This is a genomic window from Kineosporia sp. R_H_3, from assembly GCF_002198675.1.
GTDB lineage: Bacteria > Actinomycetota > Actinomycetes > Actinomycetales > Kineosporiaceae > R-H-3.
Map to the genome: position 1 here is coordinate 1 of NZ_MWLL01000263.1, position 18989 is coordinate 18989.

At 74.9% G+C, this 18989-nt stretch carries 14 protein-coding genes; 9 read left to right on the forward strand and 5 right to left on the reverse strand.

Annotated elements, in window-relative coordinates; genetic code table 11:
- The coding region (locus ECOMGDLI_RS32860) for a phosphatidate cytidylyltransferase (RefSeq protein ID WP_233153734.1) at nt 1–1418 on the forward strand (1418 nt) is incomplete at its 5' end.
- A 14-nt stretch (nt 1419–1432) separates the two neighbouring features.
- Nucleotides 1433–1963: an NUDIX domain-containing protein gene (locus tag ECOMGDLI_RS32865; protein WP_143448075.1), complete on the forward strand. Its 531-nt coding sequence runs from the start codon at nt 1433–1435 to the stop codon at nt 1961–1963.
- A gap of 34 nt (nt 1964–1997) precedes the next feature.
- Here ECOMGDLI_RS32865 and ECOMGDLI_RS32870 read toward each other — a convergent pair whose 3' ends face one another.
- A complete protein-coding gene (locus tag ECOMGDLI_RS32870; protein WP_088321026.1) occupies nt 1998–4598 on the reverse strand; it encodes a phosphoketolase in 2601 nt (866 codons plus the stop codon).
- 735 nt (nt 4599–5333) lie between these two features.
- Between ECOMGDLI_RS32870 and rlmN the strand changes: the two genes are divergently transcribed.
- Together rlmN and ECOMGDLI_RS32880 are read left to right on the forward strand one after the other, a co-directional pair.
- Complete coding sequence (gene rlmN / locus ECOMGDLI_RS32875) at nt 5334–6695, forward strand: 23S rRNA (adenine(2503)-C(2))-methyltransferase RlmN (protein WP_088321027.1); 1362 nt, start codon at nt 5334–5336, stop codon at nt 6693–6695.
- Between the two features lie 160 nt (nt 6696–6855).
- Nucleotides 6856–7413, forward strand: a complete 558-nt coding sequence (locus ECOMGDLI_RS32880) for a DivIVA domain-containing protein (protein ID WP_158220420.1) — start codon at nt 6856–6858, stop codon at nt 7411–7413.
- Nucleotides 7414–7416: 3 nt separating this feature from the next.
- Here the strand turns inward: ECOMGDLI_RS32880 and ECOMGDLI_RS32885 are convergent, their stop codons facing one another.
- Entirely contained in the window at nt 7417–7827 is a 411-nt protein-coding gene (locus tag ECOMGDLI_RS32885; protein ID WP_088321029.1) for a PPOX class F420-dependent oxidoreductase, read from the reverse strand.
- A gap of 216 nt (nt 7828–8043) precedes the next feature.
- Here ECOMGDLI_RS32885 and ECOMGDLI_RS32890 point away from each other — a divergent pair, with 216 nt between their 5' ends.
- The 5 genes from ECOMGDLI_RS32890 (at nt 8044) to ECOMGDLI_RS32915 (ending at nt 15691) form a co-directional block, all read left to right on the forward strand.
- Nucleotides 8044–9192: a hypothetical protein gene (locus ECOMGDLI_RS32890; RefSeq protein ID WP_143448076.1), complete on the forward strand. Its 1149-nt coding sequence runs from the start codon at nt 8044–8046 to the stop codon at nt 9190–9192.
- A gap of 165 nt (nt 9193–9357) precedes the next feature.
- Nucleotides 9358–11256: a propionyl-CoA synthetase gene (locus tag ECOMGDLI_RS32895; protein WP_088321031.1), complete on the forward strand. Its 1899-nt coding sequence runs from the start codon at nt 9358–9360 to the stop codon at nt 11254–11256.
- Nucleotides 11257–12786: 1530 nt separating this feature from the next.
- Nucleotides 12787–13413 (forward strand): PadR family transcriptional regulator, encoded by a 627-nt coding sequence (locus ECOMGDLI_RS32905; protein WP_088321032.1) that lies wholly within the window; start codon nt 12787–12789, stop codon nt 13411–13413.
- Nucleotides 13410–14165, forward strand: a complete 756-nt coding sequence (locus tag ECOMGDLI_RS32910) for an ABC transporter ATP-binding protein (RefSeq protein WP_088321033.1) — start codon at nt 13410–13412, stop codon at nt 14163–14165. The genes ECOMGDLI_RS32905 and ECOMGDLI_RS32910 overlap by 4 nt, the downstream gene beginning before the upstream one ends.
- Entirely contained in the window at nt 14162–15691 is a 1530-nt protein-coding gene (locus tag ECOMGDLI_RS32915; protein ID WP_088321034.1) for a hypothetical protein, read from the forward strand. The genes ECOMGDLI_RS32910 and ECOMGDLI_RS32915 overlap by 4 nt, the downstream gene beginning before the upstream one ends.
- Nucleotides 15692–15804: 113 nt before the next feature.
- On the opposite strand, the gene ECOMGDLI_RS32920 is transcribed toward ECOMGDLI_RS32915, so the two are convergent.
- The 3 genes from ECOMGDLI_RS32920 to ECOMGDLI_RS32930 form a co-directional block, all read right to left on the reverse strand.
- Complete coding sequence (locus tag ECOMGDLI_RS32920) at nt 15805–16419, reverse strand: dihydrofolate reductase family protein (RefSeq protein WP_088321035.1); 615 nt, start codon at nt 16417–16419, stop codon at nt 15805–15807.
- An 82-nt stretch (nt 16420–16501) separates the two neighbouring features.
- Nucleotides 16502–17695, reverse strand: a complete 1194-nt coding sequence (locus ECOMGDLI_RS32925; RefSeq protein ID WP_088321036.1) for an acyl-CoA dehydrogenase family protein — start codon at nt 17693–17695, stop codon at nt 16502–16504.
- A gap of 108 nt (nt 17696–17803) precedes the next feature.
- Nucleotides 17804–18634, reverse strand: coding sequence for a hypothetical protein (locus ECOMGDLI_RS32930; protein WP_088321037.1), 831 nt, complete (start codon nt 18632–18634; stop codon nt 17804–17806).
- Between the last annotated feature and the right edge of the window lie 355 nt (nt 18635–18989).

The following is an 18989-nucleotide window of genomic DNA, read 5'->3' on the forward strand; positions in this document are numbered from 1 at the left end:
GTCGAACTCCGGCCCCGCGGCCGCAGACCGTCGAACCCGGCCCCTCGGCCGTCCGGCACGCACCCGTCCAGCACGTCCCCGCACCGCTGCCGCCGGGCGTCGTCGGCGGCACCGGGGAGCGCCGGGTCATCGACCTGCGCGCGCTCGAGGAGCAGCCGCAGCCGGCCCTGCGGCTGTCCGGCGCCCCGGTGCGGCCGAGCGCCTTCGGGGGCGTCGTGCCCGGTGCCCTGGCCGCCGCCTCCCCGTCGCCCGCCGGGCCGATGCCCGTCCCGCTGCCCGTGGTCCGCCGGGTCCCCGTCGGGTCCACGCAGGACCCGGACGGCGAGGTCCCCGGTCCTGTCGCCGACCCGTCCGCCGCCGAGCGGTCCGTTGTCGAGCCCGAGGTGCTGCGCCCGTCGCGCTCCGGATCCCGGGCCGGGTCGCGGGCCGGGTCCCGCGCCGCCGGGCCGCAGGCTCCCGCCGGGGACGACGTCGACGACGACCTCTTCCCGCTGAGCGTCGACCCGCGCGCCCGGTCCGGCGCGGGCGGCGGTGACGAGCCGACCGGCCGCCGGGGCCGGGCCGCCCGCCCACGGCGGGACGGTCCGCCGTCCGACGCGACGCCGAAGGCCGGCCGCAACCTGCCCGCCGCGATCGCCGTCGGGCTGGGGCTCGCGGGCGCGGTGCTCGCCTCGCTGCTCGTGCGCAAGGAGGCCTTCGTCGGCCTCGTCGCGATCGTCGCCGTCGTCGCGGTCTGGGAGATCGCGACGGCGATGCGCGAGAAGGACATCGCCGTCCCGGTCCCGCCGCTCGCCGTCGGCGCCGTCGGGATGCTCGTCTCCGCGTTCGTCGCCGGCCCGCCCGGGCTCATGGTCGCGTTCGTCCTCACGGCCTTCGGCGTGCTGCTCTACCGCGTCATCGAGGGCTTCGACGGTGCGGTCAAGGACGTCACGGCCGGGGTCTTCACCGCCGCCTACGTGCCGTTCCTCGCCGGCTTCGCCATGCTCATGCTCGCCGCGGACGACGGCCCCATGCGGGTCATCGTGTTCGTCGTCGTCGTCGTCGCGAACGACGTCGGCGGTTACACCGCCGGCGTCCTCTTCGGCCGGCACCCGATGGCGCCGACGGTCAGCCCGAAGAAGTCCTGGGAGGGCTTCGCGGGGTCCGTCGTCCTCTGCGCGGTCGCCGGGGTGGGCACCGTCGTCCTGCTCCTCGACGGGCCGTGGTGGGCAGGCCTCGCGGTCGGCGCCGCGGCGGCGGTCAGCGCTACCCTCGGCGACCTGTCCGAGTCGCTGCTCAAGCGCGACCTCGGCGTCAAGGACATGGGCCACCTGCTCCCCGGCCACGGCGGGATCATGGACCGGCTCGACTCGCTCCTGCCGACCGCCCCGCTGGCGTACCTGCTGCTGCTCGTGCTCGTCCCGCCGATCGCGTTGTGACGCCCGGGGCCCGCATGAGCGCGCCGGTGCTCGACCTGCGCCGGCCGGGGCTGCCGGACGACGCACCGGTGATCGAGCGGCTCGCCGCGAAGGGCGTCCTCGTCCGCGGCGGCCGGCTGCTCCTGCTCCGTTCGCGCCACGGCGACCTCAAGCTGCCCGGCGGCGGCGTCGAGCCGGGGGAGACGCCCGAGCGGGCCGTCGTCCGCGAGCTCGGCGAGGAGTGCGGGCTCGACGCGGCCGAGGTCGGCCCGCTGCTGCTCACCGTCGTCGACGCCCGCCCCGCCCACGAGCCCGGCGCGGTCTTCCGGATGACGGTGCTCCACTATGCGGTCACGTCCGCCGCCGAGCCCTCGGGGCCGCGCGACCTCGAGGGCTACGAGGCCGACCTCGCGCTCGAGCCGGAGTGGGCGCGCCCGGACGACGCCCTCGCCGCGAACCGCGCCGTCCTCGCCGCGCACCCGACGGACTGGCTCGACGCGACGCTGTGGTGGGTACCGCGGGAGATCGCCGTCGTCGAACGCCTGCGCGCCGACGGCCACCTCTGACGAGGGGCCGCCGGCGCGGTGCTGCGGACGGGGTTCAGTCGGACGCCGTCGCGGCGGCCGCGCTCACGTCGTCCGTGCGGTTCGGCCGGCGCTCGCCGGCCTCGTCGCCGGAGCCGCGGGTCCACGTCCAGTCCGAGACCTCGGGCAGGTCCTCGCCCGTCGTCCGGGTGTGCAGGCGGTGCCGGATGAGCAGGTCCTGGAGCTGCTGCCGGTAGTGCGCCGCGCGGTCGCCGAGCTGCGGGAGCCGGTCGAGGGCGTCCATCGCGAGGTGGAAGCGGTCGATCTGGTTCATGACGCACATATCGAAGGGCGTCGTCGTCGTGCCCTCCTCCTTGTACCCGCGGACGTGGATGTTCGCGTGGTTCGTCCGCCGGTACGTGAGGCGGTGGATCAGCCACGGGTAGCCGTGGTAGGCGAAGACGACCGGGGTGTCCTTGGTGAAGAGCGCGTCGAACGCCGTGTCGGACAGGCCGTGCGGGTGCTCGCGGTCGTCCTGCAGACGCATGAGGTCGACGACGTTGACGAACCGGATCTTCAGGTCCGGGAAGAAGCCGAGGAGGATGTCGACGGCCGCGAGCGCCTCCTGGGTCGGGACGTCGCCGGCGCACCCGAAGACGATGTCCGGCTCCTCGCCGGCGTCCGTGCTCGCCCACTCCCAGATGCCGATCCCCTTGGTGCAGTGGACGACCGCCTCGTCCATCGTCAGGTACTGCAGGGCCGGCTGCTTGCCCGCGACGATGACGTTGACGTAGTTGCGGCTGCGCAGGCAGTGGTCGCCGACCGAGAGCAGCGTGTTCGCGTCCGGCGGCAGGTAGACCCGGATGACGTCGGCCTTCTTGTTGACGACGTGGTCGATGAAGCCCGGGTCCTGGTGGCTCAGGCCGTTGTGGTCCTGGCGCCACACGTGCGAGGTCAGCAGGTAGTTCAGGGACGCGACCGGACGGCGCCACGGGATGTCGCGGGTCGTCTTCAGCCACTTGGCGTGCTGGTTGAACATCGAGTCGACGATGTGGATGAACGCCTCGTAGCACGAGAAGAAGCCGTGCCGGCCGGTGAGCAGGTAGCCCTCGAGCCAGCCCTGGCAGGTGTGCTCGGAGAGGATCTCCATGACCCGGCCGCCGATGCCGAGGTTGTCGTCGCCCTCGACGGTCTCGGCGGTCCAGGCCCGCGGCGTCACCTCGAGCAGCGACTGCAGCCGGTTGGAGTTGTTCTCGTCGGGGGCGAAGACCCGGAAGTTGCGCTGGTCGAGGTTGTCCCGCATGACGTCCCGGAGGAAGTCGCCGAGGATCTTCGTCGACTCGACGGCCCCGGTGCCGGGCTCCTTGACGTCGACGGCGTAGTCGCGGAAGTCCGGCATCCGCAGCTCGCGGAGCAGCTCGCCGCCGTTCGCGTGCGGGTTCGCGGACAGCCGCCGCCCGCCGTCCGGGGAGAGCGAGCGGACGAGCGCGACCGGCGTCCCGTCGTCCCCGAAGAGCTCCTCGGGCCGGTACGACCGCATCCACTCCTCGAGCAGGGCGAGGTGCTGGGGGTTCTTGCGGGTGTCGGCGAACGGCACCTGGTGCGAGCGCCACGACCCCTCGCTCTTCTTGCCGTCGACCTCCGCGGGGCCGGTCCAGCCCTTCGGGGAGCGCAGCACGATCATCGGCCAGCGCGGGCGCAGCGTCGCGCCGCCGCGGCGGGCCTCGCCCTGGATCCGGCGGATGTCGTCGAGGCAGCCGTCGAGCGCCCGGGCGAACGCGTGGTGCATGGCGTCGGGGTCGTCGCCGGACACGATGACCGGCGCCCAGCCGTAGCCGGTGAGCAGGGCGAGGAGCTCGCTCTCCGGGATGCGCGCCAGCACCGTCGGGTTGGCGATCTTGTAGCCGTTGAGGTGGAGGATCGGCAGCACCGCGCCGTCCCCGACCGGGTCGAGGAACTTGTTGCTGTGCCAGGACGTCGCGAGCGGGCCGGTCTCCGCCTCGCCGTCGCCGACGACGCACGCGACGACGAGGTCGGGGTTGTCGAAGGCCGCGCCGAACGCGTGCGAGATCGCGTACCCGAGCTCGCCGCCCTCGTGGATCGAGCCGGGTGTCTCCGGGGCGACGTGCGACGGGATGCCGCCGGGGAAGGAGAACTGGGTGAACAGCCGCTTCATCCCGAGCTCGTCCTGCGTGATCCGCGGGTAGACCTCGCTGTACCGGCCGTCGAGCCAGGCCGCCGCGACCGCGCCGGGACCGCCGTGGCCGGGGCCGTAGACGTAGATCATGTCGAGGTCGCGGTCGAGCACCGTGCGGTTGAGGTGCGCGTGCACGAAGTTCAGGCCCGGCGTCGTCCCCCAGTGCCCGAGCAGCCGCGGCTTGACGTGCTCGGCGACGAGCGGCTCGCGCAGCAGCGGGTTGTCCATGAGGTAGATCTGGCCGACCGACAGGTAGTTCGCGGCCCGCCACCACGCGTCGAGGGCGGCCAGGTCGGCGGCGGACAGGTACGGCTCGTGGGTGACGTGCGCCTGCGGTGCCTCCTCGTGCCCCTGGATCGCCCGCGGTCCGTCGTCCGCACTGCCCGGCGTACCGGACGGCGACCCGTCGGCGGCCGCCGGAGCGTTTTCCGGGGCGTCGCTGCTGGACGTGGTGGCGTTCGTGGTCTCGCTGGTGGACATGGCGCTCCGCCCCTTGTCGCGTCGGTGGATGACCGACCGTCTGCCGCAAACGGTTCCACCCTCTCGGCAGCCTGCCACCGCACGCGCCGACGAACGTCCTGCCGGCGGGTGAGCGTTCGGTGAACGGTCGGCCGGTGCATGCCGACCGGGGCGGCAGGTCGCGGCGCGTCGCCGGGGTGTTTGCTCTGCCCTCAGTTGTGAGGGTGAGCGACAGCGAGGATGACCGGCTGCGAGGGGGCCGCCCGCAGGACGCTTTGCTCTGCCATCACCAGCGAGCCGGCGCGACGTGCGCGCGAAGACGCCTACGAGCGTCGGGCCGGCGCGCCACAGGATCGACGTCACCTCGCGAAACGCCGAGGTCGGCCCGGGGTGTCGCGGTGCAACGTCGACGCTGTGGCGCGGCGAGCGGTCGGCGTCCGACGTCGATGACCACAACGCATACAGAACCCCCGATCCGGGCCGGTTCCTGCGGTCGCAGGGCACTTGTGGTTGCGTTGTGGCGCGATCGGCCCGCAGGTCGTGCGGGTCGCGGTCCTGGCTCGCTGGTGATGGCAGTGCAAGCGGGACGGCGTCCCGTGGGGGCAGGTCGCGGCGGGGGGCCTGGCTCGCTGGTGATGGCAGAGCAAAGCGTCGGCCGGTCGGTCCACCCCCACGGTCGCCCAACCCTCACAAGCGAGGGCAGAGCAAACAGCGTGGCGAGGCGGACGGGGCGCGCGATGAGAGACTGGGGGTCTCATGTCCATCGAGAACACCACCCCCGGGACCCTGCCTGCCGAGGCCGCCGTGCCCGCGCCCGCCACCACGTCCGCCGACGCCGGCGAGGTCGCCGCCGCCGAGGCCGCCGTCCGCCCGCGGCCGGGCGAGCTGCAGATGGCGGCCCCGCGGCGGCCGAAGCCGCCGCGGCACCTCGCCGACCTCACGGCCGGCGAGCGGCGGGACGCCGTCGCGGCGCTGGGGGAGAAGCCGTTCCGGGCCAAGCAGCTGTCCGTGCACTACTTCGACCGGCTCGTGGCCGACCCCGCACAGATGTCCGACCTGCCGGCGGCCTCGCGGGACCGGCTCGTCACCGACCTCCTGCCGTCGCTGCTGTCGCCCGTGCGCGTGCTCGAGTGCGACGGCGGGGCGACGGTCAAGACGGTGTGGAAGCTCTTCGACGGGGCGCTCGTCGAGAGCGTGCTCATGCGGTACCCGCAGCGGGCGACCGTCTGCGTGTCGAGCCAGGCCGGCTGCGGGATGAACTGCCCGTTCTGCGCGACCGGGCAGGCCGGGCTCACCCGGAACATGTCGACGGCCGAGATCGTCGAGCAGGTCGTCTCGGCCGCCCGCGGGCTCGCGCACGGCGCACCCTCCGGTGCGACGGACGGCGTCCCGGACACCGCGGCGTTCCCCGGTGCGACGACCGCGGCCACCTTCGGGCTCGGCGACGAGACCGACGAGGACGGGGACGGCGGCGAGGCCCCGGACGGCGGCACGCCCGCCGAGCGCGCGCTGCGCCGGGCCCGGGTCTCGAACGTCGTCTTCATGGGCATGGGGGAGCCGCTCGCGAACTACCGGGCGGTCGTCGGCGCCGTCCGCCGGCTCACCGACCCGCGCCCCGACGGGCTCGGGATGTCGGCGCGCGGCGTCACCGTGTCGACCGTGGGCCTCGTGCCGGCGATCGAGCGGCTCGCGGGGGAGGGCCTCCCCGTGACGCTCGCCCTGTCGCTGCACGCCCCGGACGACGAGCTGCGCGACGAGCTCGTGCCGATCAACACCCGGTTCAGCGTCGCCGCGGCCCTCGACGCCGCCTACGGCTACTTCCGCGCGACCGGTCGCCGGGTGAGCATCGAGTACGCCCTCATCCGCGACGTCAACGACCACGCGTGGCGGGCCGACCGGCTCGGCACCCTGCTCAACCAGCGCGGCCGCGGCTGGGTGCACGTCAACCCGATCCCGCTCAACCCGACGCCCGGCTCCCGGTGGACCGCGAGCGACCCGCGGGTCCAGGACGAGTTCGTCGCCCGGCTCCGTGCGCACGGCGTCCCGACGACGGTGCGCGACACGCGCGGGCGGGAGATCGACGGGGCCTGCGGGCAGCTCGCCGCCACCGCGGGCTGACCGGCCCTCCCGGACCGGGCCCACAGGGCGACACGCCCGGCGACACGCCGTGACACGCCGCGACGGGAGTGCCTGCGACGCGCCGCGATCAGCCGAACGGTGGACCCCGGGGGACCTCAGGGCACCTGACCCGGGGCCCGTCATGATGCACAATCATCGGGTGACCGACACGTTCCCGCATGCGAGCCGCATGGCCAAGGGCTATGACGTCGAGCAGGTCGAGGCCTTCCTCGCCCGGGCGCGCGCCGCTTACGAGGACGCCGGCCGCGGCCCCGCCATGACGTCATGGCACGTCCGCACCGTCGGCTTCGACCTCGTCCGCGGCGGGTACGACGTCGAAGCGGTCGACGCCGCCCTGGACCGGATCGAGGACGCGTTCGCCCGTCGCGAGAAGCAGCGCGGCGAGGAGCGCGCCGGGTCCTCCGGCTGGCAGAGCCAGCTGCGGACCCAGGAGCAGTCGCTGCGCGCGCAGCTCGCCCGCCCCGACGGCCAGCGCTTCCCGCGAGGCTCCGGCCTCGAGCTCACCTACGACCCCGACCAGGTGGACGAGCTGTGCCGCCGCATCGAGGAGTCGTTCGGCATGGGCCGCCCGCTCCCGCCGGACTCGGTGCGCCTCGCCGTCTTCAAGAGCCGGCGCGGCTCGCGCGGCTACCGCGAGGCGGCCGTCGACGCGTTCCTGGACCGGGTCGTCGAGCTCCTCGTCGTCGCGACCGTCTGACCGTCAGCCGGCCTGCTCGTCCGGCGGCACCCAGCCCAGCACCCGGTCGACCGCGATCTCGACGACGACGCGCTCCGGGTTCTCCCGCGGCCGGCGGTACCGGCCCGCGTAGCGCTCCTCCGCGTCGCGGACGGCGTCCCCGTCGGTGCGCACCGACGCGATCCCCTCGAGCGCGAGCCAGCGCCGCCCGTCGACCTGGCACACGACCGCCCGGCCGCCCCGGGACGCGTTGCGGACCTTGACCGACGCCCTGCTCGTGATGACCCGCGCGACCCCCGCGCCGTCGTCCCAGGTGAACCCGACGGCGACGACGTGCGGGCTCCCGTCGCGGCGCAGCGTCGTGAGCGTGGCGAGGTGCCGCTCGGTGAGGAAGGTGCGGACGGCGGTCGGCAGCGCGGCCGGGTCGAAGCTCACGGCACCAGCGTGCCGCAGGGGGCCGTGAGTTGGCGCGTCCGGGCCACATCGCGGCCCCGGAACGACGAGGATGACGGTATGCAACAACGCTGCGCGGTCGCAGGCCGACGCAGTCTGGGGGGACGCGTCACCGCCTTCGTCGCTTGTCTCGCGACACTCGTCGTCACCGCCCTCGTGGGCTCCGCCGCACCTGCCGCTGCCCGCGGCACGCCGCGGGTGACCGGCACCGACCTGCTCGTGGTCTGGGACGGCACCCGGGAGACCGCGGCCGTCCGCTGGCGGTTCGACAGCCCCGTGACCCGGGTGAGCTGGCTCGTCGCGACACCGGCCAGGGCGCGGACGACGACCCTCGCCGCGGGCACCCTGGGCCAGGTCGCGGACGTCGCCAGGCCGCGCGACCGCTGGCTCGTCACGCACCCGTGGCTGCTCTTCTCGGACGACGGCGCCCGCGCCCGTGACAACCTCGCCTCCCCGCTCGCCGCGACCGGCACGACCGTGTCCGGGGTCCGGACCGGCCGGCTGTCCGGGCAGGCGGCCGTGCTCGCCGCCGCCCGCGCCGCGGGCCTGGAGGACGACGCCGCGACCCGGGACTGGGCGCGCGACGTCCGCAGGCTCGGCTGGACCGTCCAGGTCGTCACCGTGACGACGTCGACGCCCTCGACCGTCGTCGGCCCGGTGTCGATCGACTTCGCGACGTCGACACCGCTCGTGCCGTCCACGGCCTGGCCGACGGCGACCGGCGCGGTCACGCTCCTCACGGTCGCTCCGCGCGTGCTCGCGCCGGCCCAGCCTGACCTCGCCCTGCCCACGGCGGACGACCTCGCCGGGGCGACGGACGCCGCCGGCACCGCGGACGCGGCCGCGGAGTCGCTCACGGGCCCGGCGCCGTCGGGGAACGCACGCAGCAGCGTCCCGACGTTCACGGTGGACAACGCACGGACCCTGCCCGCGTCGCTGCCCGCGCTCGAGGCCCGCACCGTGCCGGCCCGCGGCTGGGTCGTCACGGCGCTGTCCGGCCGCGACCTCGGCACCGCGCCGACGGTCCTGCTCCCGCAGGGCGGCCCGATCAAGGACTGGCGCACCCAGGTCGGGGTGTGGTGGCCCGGCTGGGGGTCGGCGGCGCTCGCCGTCCTCGTCGTGGTCGTCCTCACCGGGCTCGGCACCGTCGTGGCGCGGCGGCGGGCCCGTCGTCCGGCGGCACCGCCGTCCGACGTGCCACCTCGGCTGCTGCCCGCGGCACCGCCGGCGCGGGTGGACACCCTCACCGACCTGCCCGTCGTCGGGACGGCGACGCTCGACCTCACCGCCGCCGACGCGCCGGACCCGGTCGTCGACACGAGGCCGGACATCCACCCGGTCCGGTGACGGTGTCGCCGGTGTCGCCGGTGTCACGGCGGTCGGACGCCGGTCCCGACCTTCGGTCCTGGTGACCCGCGACGACGCCCGCCGCTCGTCGCACGCGGGTGCCCCGTCGTCGCGCGGCACGGGGTGCCGCTCGACGCCGGGCGGCGGAGCCGCGACGATGCACCCATGACGACCCAGGGCAACGGCGCCTACGCGGACGCGTACCGCCGCAGCATCGAGGACCCGGCCGGATTCTGGGGCGACGCCGCAGCAGGCATCGACTGGATCAGGAAACCCGTGCGCGTGCTCGACGACGACGTCCCGCCGTTCTACCGCTGGTTCCGCGGGGGCGTCCTCAACACGTGCTTCAACGCGCTGGACCGGCACGTGGTCCACGGCCGCGGCGACCAACCGGCGATCATCCACGACTCCCCGGTGACCGGCACGCAGAAGGTCATCACCTACGCCCAGCTCCTCGAGCAGGTCGCACGGTTCGCCGGCGTGCTCCGGGCGCTCGGGGTGGAGAAGGGCGACCGGGTCGTCGTCTACATGCCGATGGTGCCCGAGGCCGCGGTCGCGATGCTCGCGTGCGCCCGGATCGGCGCCGTGCACTCCGTCGTCTTCGGCGGCTTCGCGCCGAACGAGCTCGCGATCCGGATCGACGACGCGACCCCGAAGGTCATCGTCTCGGCGTCGTGCGGCATCGAGCCGTCACGGACGATCCCCTACAAGCCGATGCTCGACCACGCGATCGAGCTCGCGACCCACAAGCCGGACCGCTGCGTCATCCTCCAGCGGCCGCAGGTCGTCGCCGAGATGGGGGAGCGGGACGTCGACTGGGCCACGGTCATGCGGCCGGGCGCCGTCGACCCCGCCGAGTGCGTGCCCGTCGAGGCGACCGACCCGCTCTACGTGCTCTACACGTCCGGCACGACGGGCAAGCCCAAGGGCATCGTCCGCGACAACGGCGGGCACGCGGTCGCGCTGCACTGGTCGATGTCGAACGTCTACGGGATCAACCCCGGCGAGGTGTTCTGGGCGGCCAGCGACGTCGGCTGGGTCGTCGGCCACTCCTACATCGTCTACGCGCCGCTGCTCCTCGGCGCCACGACGGTGCTCTACGAGGGCAAGCCCGTCGGGACGCCGGACGCGGGCGCGTTCTGGCGGGTCATCAGCGAGCACAAGGTCGCGGCGCTGTTCACCGCACCGACCGCGTTCCGGGCCATCAAGAAGGAGGACCCGAACGCCGAGCACCTCGCGCGCTACGACGTCTCCTGCCTGCGCACCCTCTTCCTCGCCGGCGAGCGGCTCGACCCGGACACCTACGAGTGGGCGTCGAGCACCCTGGGCATCCCGGTCGTCGACAACTGGTGGCAGACCGAGACCGGCTGGCCGATCTGCGCGAACCTGCGCGGCCTGGAGCCGATGCCGACCAAGCCCGGGTCGCCGTCCGTCGCCGTGCCCGGCTACGACGTCCAGGTGCTCGACGAGTACGGCGAGGAGCTCGGGCCGGACGCCGAGGGCGCCATCTGCATCAAGCTGCCGATGCCGCCGGGGACCCTGCCCACGCTGTGGAACGACGACGAGCGCTACGTCGGCGGCTACCTGTCGGCGTACCCGGGCTACTACCTGACGGGTGACGGCGGCTTCAAGGACGTCGACGGCTACCTCTACGTCATGGGTCGCACGGACGACGTCATCAACGTCGCCGGGCACCGGCTGTCGACGGGCTCGATGGAGGCCGTCCTCGCCGGGCACCCGATGGTCGCCGAGTGCGCCGTCGTCGGCGTCCACGACGACCTCAAGGGTCAGGTGCCGCGAGGGTTCGTCGTCCTCAAGGCGGGGGTCGAGGCCGACCCCGAGACGCTGCGCAAGGAGCTCGTCCAGGCGGTCCGCGACCAGATCGGCGCCGTCGCGGCGCTCCGGGACATCGACGTCGTCGCGGCGCTGCCGAAGACCCGCTCCGGCAAGATCCTGCGCAAGACGATGCGGGAGATCGCCGACGGCAAGACCCCGACGGTACCGAGCACGATCGAGGACGCGAGCGTGCTCGACGCCCTCGCACCGGTGCTGCGCCGCACCTGACCGGTCGCGCTCATGACGCCGAAGGGCCCGCCGGTCGCGAGACCGGCGGGCCCTTCGTCATGCGCCCCGGGTAGGGCCGGGGATCAGGCGGCGCAGATGACGTACGCCGTGTTGCTGCTGCTCGAGCTGTCGAAGCGGACCGTCCAGCCGGTGGCCTGGTTCGAGCCGTTGACGACCGGGAACGACTGCGTCACCGTGCGCTGGCTCGAGCTGCTGCCGCCGCCGCCGAGCGCGACCTTGCCGGACGGGCAGGTGGCCGTGACGGTCGACGAGTTCGAGTTGTTGCTGACGACGGTCGCGCCGCTGGCACCGCTCGCACCGGTCGCACCGGTCGCGCCGGTCGCGCCGGTGTCGCCCTTGGGGCCCTGGGGGCCGGTCGCACCGGTGTCGCCCTTGGGGCCCTGGGCGCCGGTCGCGCCGGCCTCACCCTGCGGCCCCTGCGGGCCGGCCTCGCCCTGCGGGCCCTGCGGCCCGACCTCGCCCTGCGGGCCCTGGGCGCCGGTCTCGCCGGGCAGACCCTGGAGACCCTGGAGCCCCTGCTCGCCCTGGGCGCCGGTCGCGCCGGTGTCGCCCTTCTCGCCCTGGAGGCCCTGGAGGCCCTGGAGGCCTTGCTCGCCCTGGGCGCCGGTCGCGCCGGTCGCACCGGTGTCGCCCTTCTCGCCCTGCAGGCCCTGGAGGCCCTGCTCGCCCTGCGCCCCGGTCGCGCCGGTGTCGCCCTTCTCGCCCTGGATGCCGGGGCCGCCGTTCTCACCCTTCGGGCCCCGGTCGCCCTGGAGACCCTGCTCGCCCTGGAGACCCNCGCCAAGGGGGCGACCGGGGCGCCGGTCGCGCCCGTCGCCCCGGTCGCCCCCTTGGCGCCGGTCGCGCCGGTGTCGCCCTTGACGCCCTTCTGGTTCCAGGCGATCGCCTTCTCGCCGGTGACGCACTTCTGCTTGGCGGTGTCGATGACCCGGATCGTGCCGGTCGACGTCTTCATGCAGGCCGTGATGACGTTGTTCGAGACGATCGCGGCCTGGGCCGCGGCGACGCCCCCGACGAGGACGACGGCGGTGCCGGCGCCGACGAGGAGCGTGCGACGGGCGCGGCCGGCGGGACGGGTGGCGCGGGTGAAGACGGACATGGAATGGACCCCCTACGGTCTCGTTCGGTCGAGAGCGGGGGGTTCGCCACTAGCTCCCCGTCAGGTCCTGCGCTGAGTGCGCGGGGCGACCATGTGCACCTGACGGATCGTTGCTCGCTCTGGCCGGCGGTGTGTCGCCTGCCATGAACAACAATGGCTGAGCATCACCATGCGTGACAGTCGCTGACCGAGTGATACCGAGATGGCGTAACGCAGCGTGATCCAGTGGGCCACGAGGGAGTCGGGAACCACGACAGACCCACCCGGGACGGCACGAGGCGGGCCCTCGGGGCCGGCTCCCCGGCCCGGGTGTCGTCACCCGTCCGGTCTCCGCCGTCCACGGGTGGCCCAGCGACCTCTCGGCGGAGAAAGTATTCACTCCATGAATACACCGAGTGTATAGTCGCCCCATGAGCACAGCCGACGTCGTCCTCGCGCTGCTGTCGCGCGGGCCGGCCCACGGGTACGACCTCAAGCGCGGGCACGACACCTGGTTCGACCAGGGCAGGCCGCTCGCCTTCGGCCAGGTCTACGCGACGCTCGCGCGGCTCGAGCGCGACGGGCTCGCCGCCGTGGCGCACACCGAGACCGGCGGCGGTCCGGAGCGCACCGTGTACGAGATCACGCCGGCCGGCCGGGCCCGGTTGGCCGCCTGGGTCGCCGAGCCCGCCGAGCCGGCGGCACCCGGAGCGGACGAGCTCATCCGCAAGACGGTCGCCGCGCTGCGGCTCGGCCTCGACCCGGCGGGCTTCGTCGCCCGGCAGCGCGCGGCGCACCTGCGCCGGATGCGCGTGCTCGAGCAGACGCCCGCGACGGACCCGACGAGCCGGCTCGTCGTCGAGCACGCGGTCGCGCACCTCGACGCCGACCTGCGCTGGCTCGAGGCCGCGGCGGGGTACGTCGCGGCCGACCCCGCCGCCGACGGCATCCCCCGGGCCGTGGCCCACGACCGTCCGGGCGACCGCCCCGGCGACAGTTCCGACGACCTCTCCCACGACAGTTCCGACGACCTCTCCCACGACAGGAGCCGGGCATGACCCCGCAGAGCACCTCGGGCGACCTGCCCGGGACCCCGCCGGCCGACCACCGCGCGGCCGCGGACCGGGTGCCCGCGGGTGCCGTCCTCGAGGCGCGCGGCGTCCAGCACGCCTACCGCCGCACCGTGGCGCTGCGCGGCGTCGACCTGCGCGTCGACGCCGGTGAGGTCGTCGCCGTGACCGGCCCCAGCGGGTGCGGCAAGTCGACCCTCCTGCACGCGGCGGCGGGCCTGCTCGTGCCGCAGGCCGGCACCGTCACCCTGCTCGGCCAGGACCTCGCCGGCCTCGGCGAGGACGACCGGGCGCTGCTGCGTCGCCGCCAGGTGGGCATCGTGCTCCAGTTCGGCCAGCTCGTCCCGGAGCTCACCGCCGTCGACAACGTCGCGCTGCCGCTGCTGCTCGACGGCCGCCCGGCGGACGGCGCCCGCCGGCTCGCGCTGGACTGGCTCGAGCGCTGCGGCGCCGAGGACGTCGCGGCGACCATGCCGTCGGACATGTCGGGCGGTGAGGCGCAGCGGGTCGCCGTCGCCCGCGCCCTCGTCACCGGCCCGAGCGTCGTCTTCGCCGACGAACCGACGGGCAGCCTGGACACCCTCGCCGGACGGCAGGTGCTCGGGCTGCTCGTCGCGGCCGTCCGGGAGCGCGGGGCGAGCCTCGTGCTCGTGACGCACGACAACACGGTCGCCGCGAAGGCGGACCGCGAGGTCCGCCTCGTCGACGGCACGGTGGCGTCCGAGGCGGTGCTCCGGTGACCCGGGGCGCCGCGGCCCGGGCGCGGAGGGCGGCGGCCGTCGTCGCCCGGTCGGTCGGAGGGGACCCGGCCGAGCGACGACGGCGCCGGCTGCTCGGGGCGGCGCTCACGTGCTGCGCCGCGTTCCTGCTCGCGGCGATCGCCATCGGGACCTTCGGTCTCGCAGGTCCGGAGTGCCTGCGCACGGCGGGCGGCTCGACGGTCTGCCTGGCGGGCGGCGGTGGCTACAGCGTGACGTCCCCGCCGGGGGTCTCGGAGCCGATCGACGACCTCACCTTCGGCGGCCGCCTCGTCCCGGACACCTCCGGCCTCGCGCCGTACGTCGGCGAGTCCGGGCTGCGCCCGGGCGTCGTCGTGGCGGCCCTGCTCCTCGTCGTCCCGTTCGCGCTCTTCGCCCTGCAGGTCGTGCGGCTCGGCAGCGCGGCCCGGGAGCGCCGGCTCGCGGCGCTGCGCCTGCAGGGCTCGACGTCCGCCGACCTGCGCCGGATCGCCGCGGCGGAGGTCCGCGGCACCGGGCTCGTCGCCGGGCTGGCGGGTCTGCCCGCCTATCTCGGGCTCTGGCTCCTCCTCGGGGTGCTGCCGCCGAGCGGCTGGCGCCTCCTGCCGCCCCCCGGCCCCGCCCTCGTCATCGGCTGGCCGGTCGTCGCCCTCCTCGTCGTCGTGGCGGCGGTGCTCGCCGCCCGGCGCGCCGCGGACGTCGGCACGGTCGACGCGATCGGTCTCACGCGCCGTCGTGCGCGCCCGCTCAGCCGCTCGTCCGCCACGGCGACGGGGGTCACCCTCGGCGTGCTCCTGCTCGGCCTGGCGCTGTTCGTCCTGGCCCCGAACGGCGCGGCGGCCGGGGTCGTCGTCCTCGTGCTGCCGCTGGTCTTCGTCGCGGCCGCCGTCGCGGCCGGGCCCTGGATCGTCGTCGCCGTCGGACGGCGCCACCTCCGTCGAGGGAGCCCGGTCGCCGTGCTCGCGGGCCGCCGGCTCCTCGCGGACCCGCGGACCCCCGGCCGCGTCGCCGGGGTGCTCCTCGCCGTCGGGCTCGCCGTCGGCTTCGCGGTGAGCGACGTCATCGGCATCTTCCTCAGCGGCCGGACCGACCCCTACGACCTCGCCTTCTTCGGCGGCGGGATCCTCACCGCCCTCGGCGCCATCGGTCTCGCCGCGGTCGTCGCGGCGCTGTCGCTCGTCGTCGGTGCCGCCGAGCAGGTGCTCGACGCGCGCCGTCCGACCGCCGCGCTCGTCGCGCTCGGTGCGGAGCCGGGAACGGTGGTCCGCGTCGTCCGCACCCAGCTGCGGTCCGTCTCCGTGCTCCCGGCGATCGGCGGCGCGATCGTGGGCGCGACGCTGCTCGGCGGGTGGTTCGTCGTCGCGGAAGGCGGCGGCCGGCTCTGGGTGATGGCCGCGGCGCTCGGCGCCGTCGTCGTCGCGGTGCTCCTCGCCGGTGGCGCAGCGGCTCTCGGCGCGGCCGGGGCCCAGCGGCTGCTGCGCCGCCCGCTCGCCGAGGCGATGTCGGTCGAGAGCCTGCGCACGGCCTGACGCGCCCGCCCGCGGGCACGCGGCGCGCGCCCGTGGTGGGACGCAACGGGCGCCGTCGCCCGGGGCGGGCGCCGTGGCGGGTGTGTCGCTCCTCGGCGGCTGAGGCCCGGCCGCTACTTCCCCTCGGGCACCTGGTCCGTGACGTCGTCGTAGCCGGCCGGCGCCGGCGGTTCGGTCGGGGCGTAGACGACGCGGATCACCCCGGTCGGGAAGACCTCGGTTGCGACGACGGAGAGGTGGTACGGCGCGTCGCCGTCGTCGAAGAGCCGGCGGCCCTTCCGCGCGGCGACCGGGTGCACGAGCAGGCGCAGCTCGTCGACGAGCCCCGCGGCGAGCAGTTGCTGGACGACGGAGATCGAGCCGGGCACGAGGATCCCGCGTACGCCGGGGTCCGCCTTCAAGGCGGTGACCGCCTCGACGAGCTCGCCCCCGAGGAGTTCGGAGCCGCGCCACGTGAACTCGAGCGGGCTGCGGGACACGACGACCTTGCGGACGTCCCCGAGCTGCTTGGCGAAGCCCGCGTCGTCACCGCCCGCGGCCTCCCGGTCGGGCCACGCGCCGGCGAAGCTGTCGTACGTCTCGCGGCCGATGAGCAGCACGTCCGCGGTGTCGTAGTCCTCGCCGACCGCGCGGCCCATGTTCTCGTCGAAGTACGGGAAGTGCCAGGCCGGGTCGATCTCGGCGACGCCGTCGGCCGAGACGAACAGGGTGGAGACGAGCTTCGCCATCGCGGTGGACCCTTCGGTGGGAGCGGGGACGTGTCGGTGGACCGGACCGCCACCACGATCTCATCGGCCCGCCGGGTGATCCTCAGCCCGAGAACGCGTTGAGCCCCGTGAGCGCCTTCCCGACGACGAGCTGGTGCACCTCCTGGGTGCCCTCGTACGTGAGCACCGTCTCGAGGTTCGTCGTGTGCCGCAGCGGCGAGTAGTCGGCGGTGATGCCCGACCCGCCGAGGACCGAGCGCAGCGTCCGGGTGACCTCCAGCGCCGTCCGCACGTTGTCCATCTTGCCGAGGCTGATCATCTCCGGGGTGAGCCGGGCGCCCGGCACCTCGCCGTCCTTGACCCGGCCGATGTGAAGGGCGAGGAGCACCGACTTCACGTACGCCGCCTCGGCGTCCGCGAACTTCGCCTGGGTCAGCTGGAAGCCGGCGATCGGCCGGTCGAACTGCACCCGGGTGGCGGCGTAGTCGAGCGCGACCGTGAGGCTGTCCCGCAGGGCGCCGGTGACGCCCCAGAGGATGCCGAAGCGGGCCTCGGTGAGGCAGGACAGCGGGCCCTTGAGGCCGACGACGCCCGGGAGCACCGCGTCGTGCGGCAGCCGGACGCCCTCGAGCACGATCTGGCCGGTCACCGACGCGCGCAGCGAGAGCTTGTCCTCGATCTCGGGGGCGCTGAAGCCGGGGCTGTCGGTCGGGACGACGAACCCGCGGACGCCGTCCTCGGTCTTCGCCCAGACGACGGCGACGTCGGCCACGGGGGAGTTCGTGATCCACATCTTCGCGCCGTCGAGCACCCAGTCCGCGGTGTCCCCGGTGCCGTCGCGGCGGGCCTTGGTGCGCATCGACGAGGGGTCGGAGCCGGCGTCCGGCTCGGTGAGGCCGAAGCAGCCGAGCGCTCGGCCGGCGGCCATCTCCGGCAGCCAGCGGCTCTTCTGCTCCTCGGAGCCGAACGCGTGGATCGCGTACATCGCGAGCGACCCCTGCACCGACACGAGCGACCGGATCCCGCCGTCGACCGCCTCGAGCTCGCGGCACGCGACGCCGTACATCGTCGCGGTCGTGCCGGCGCAGCCGTAGCCCTCGAGGTGCATCCCGAGCAGGCCGAGCTCGCCGAAGAGCAGGGCGAGGTCGCGCGCCGGCAGCGAGCCGTCGAGGTACCAGCGGCCCACGTTCGGGCGGACGTGCTCGTCGAGCACGGCGCGGACCGTCTTCGCGGTGTCGCGCTCGTCGTCGGTGAGGACCGCGTCGAGGGCGAGGAGGTCGTCGGGGGACGTCGTCATGCCCCCATCGTTCCACCGCCCGGACGCCACCGACACAGCGCATCGGTGACATCCGGGCGGGTCGTGGAGCCGACGGTCGCCAGCCGGGCGAACCTCAGCGGCGGCCGCCTACGCGTCGAGGCCGAACCAGGGCGCCCGGCTCAGCTCGGCCTCGAGGACCTCGCGGTCGCCCGGGTCGGCGCACGCCGCGGTGAGCCGGACGGCGGTCTCCCGGTGGGCCCGGCCCGCCTCGAGGTCGCCGGTCGCCGCGAGGGCGCGGGCGAGCGCCTCGTGCGCGAACGGGGCGTCCCAGTCGGCCGTGACGTCCGGGTTCGCCTCGACGAGCGCGAGGCAGCGCCGGGCGTGCCGCAGCGCGACGTCGGGCTCGCCGACCGCCAGCGCCGCCCGGGCGATCGCGTGCTCGGCCCGGGCCGCGTTCGCGGCGTCGCCGCACTCGCGCCAGTGCCGGGCCGACGCGTACGCGCCGTAGAGCACGAGGTCCTTGTCGTCCTGCGGGCTGTCCGGGGTGATGCCGTCGCCGAGCAGCGACCACACCTCGTTGTTCAGCTCGACGCCGAACCAGCGGTGCATGTCGCGCTCCTCGACGCGTGCCCGGCCGACGTTCTGCACGAGCGCCTGCCACCCCTCGAAGCCGTGCTTGCGGGCGAGCGCGACCTGCGCGTCCCGCAGCGTCAGCGCGGCCCGGCCCGCCGCGGTGGCCGTGAGCTCGGCGCCGCGCGGGTGGTGGGCGGCGACGGTCGCGACGTCGTCCGGCACCCCGCGCCGGACGCCCCGGCGCAGGTCCTTGGCCTGGGTCGCGAGCTGCTTGAGGTCCGGGTTGCCCGGCAGCGGGACGACGTCCCCGGTGTGCCGGCTGTGGTCGTGGTCGTGCGCCGGGTCGTCCGGGGCGTGGTCGTGCCCGTGAACGGGCGCGGTGACGGGCGTGGCGGTGTCGTTCATGGCTGCCTCCTGCGGCAGATCCCGCGTCCGCTGAGCCGGGACCGCAAGAGGGGTCCGTGCGACGGGTGTGGTGCTCCCCAGGTGCACTCGGTGCTTGCCGCGGACAGGAGGCGCCCTGGTGCGCTCTGGGCCAGATCCTGGCGAGTCCCCGGCCGTCGCGTCAATCCCCGTGAACTTTTCCGCCGCGCGGCCGCTCGTACCTGCCGGACCGCCGAGGGGGCGGTCGACAGGACGGCACCCGCCAGACACTCGCCAGGACCGTGACGGTCCGGAAGGGCACGATCGCCATGACGCTCCACCGCCTCCCGCTCCTCGCCGGCACCGCTCTGCTCGCCCTCGGCCTCACCGCGTGCGG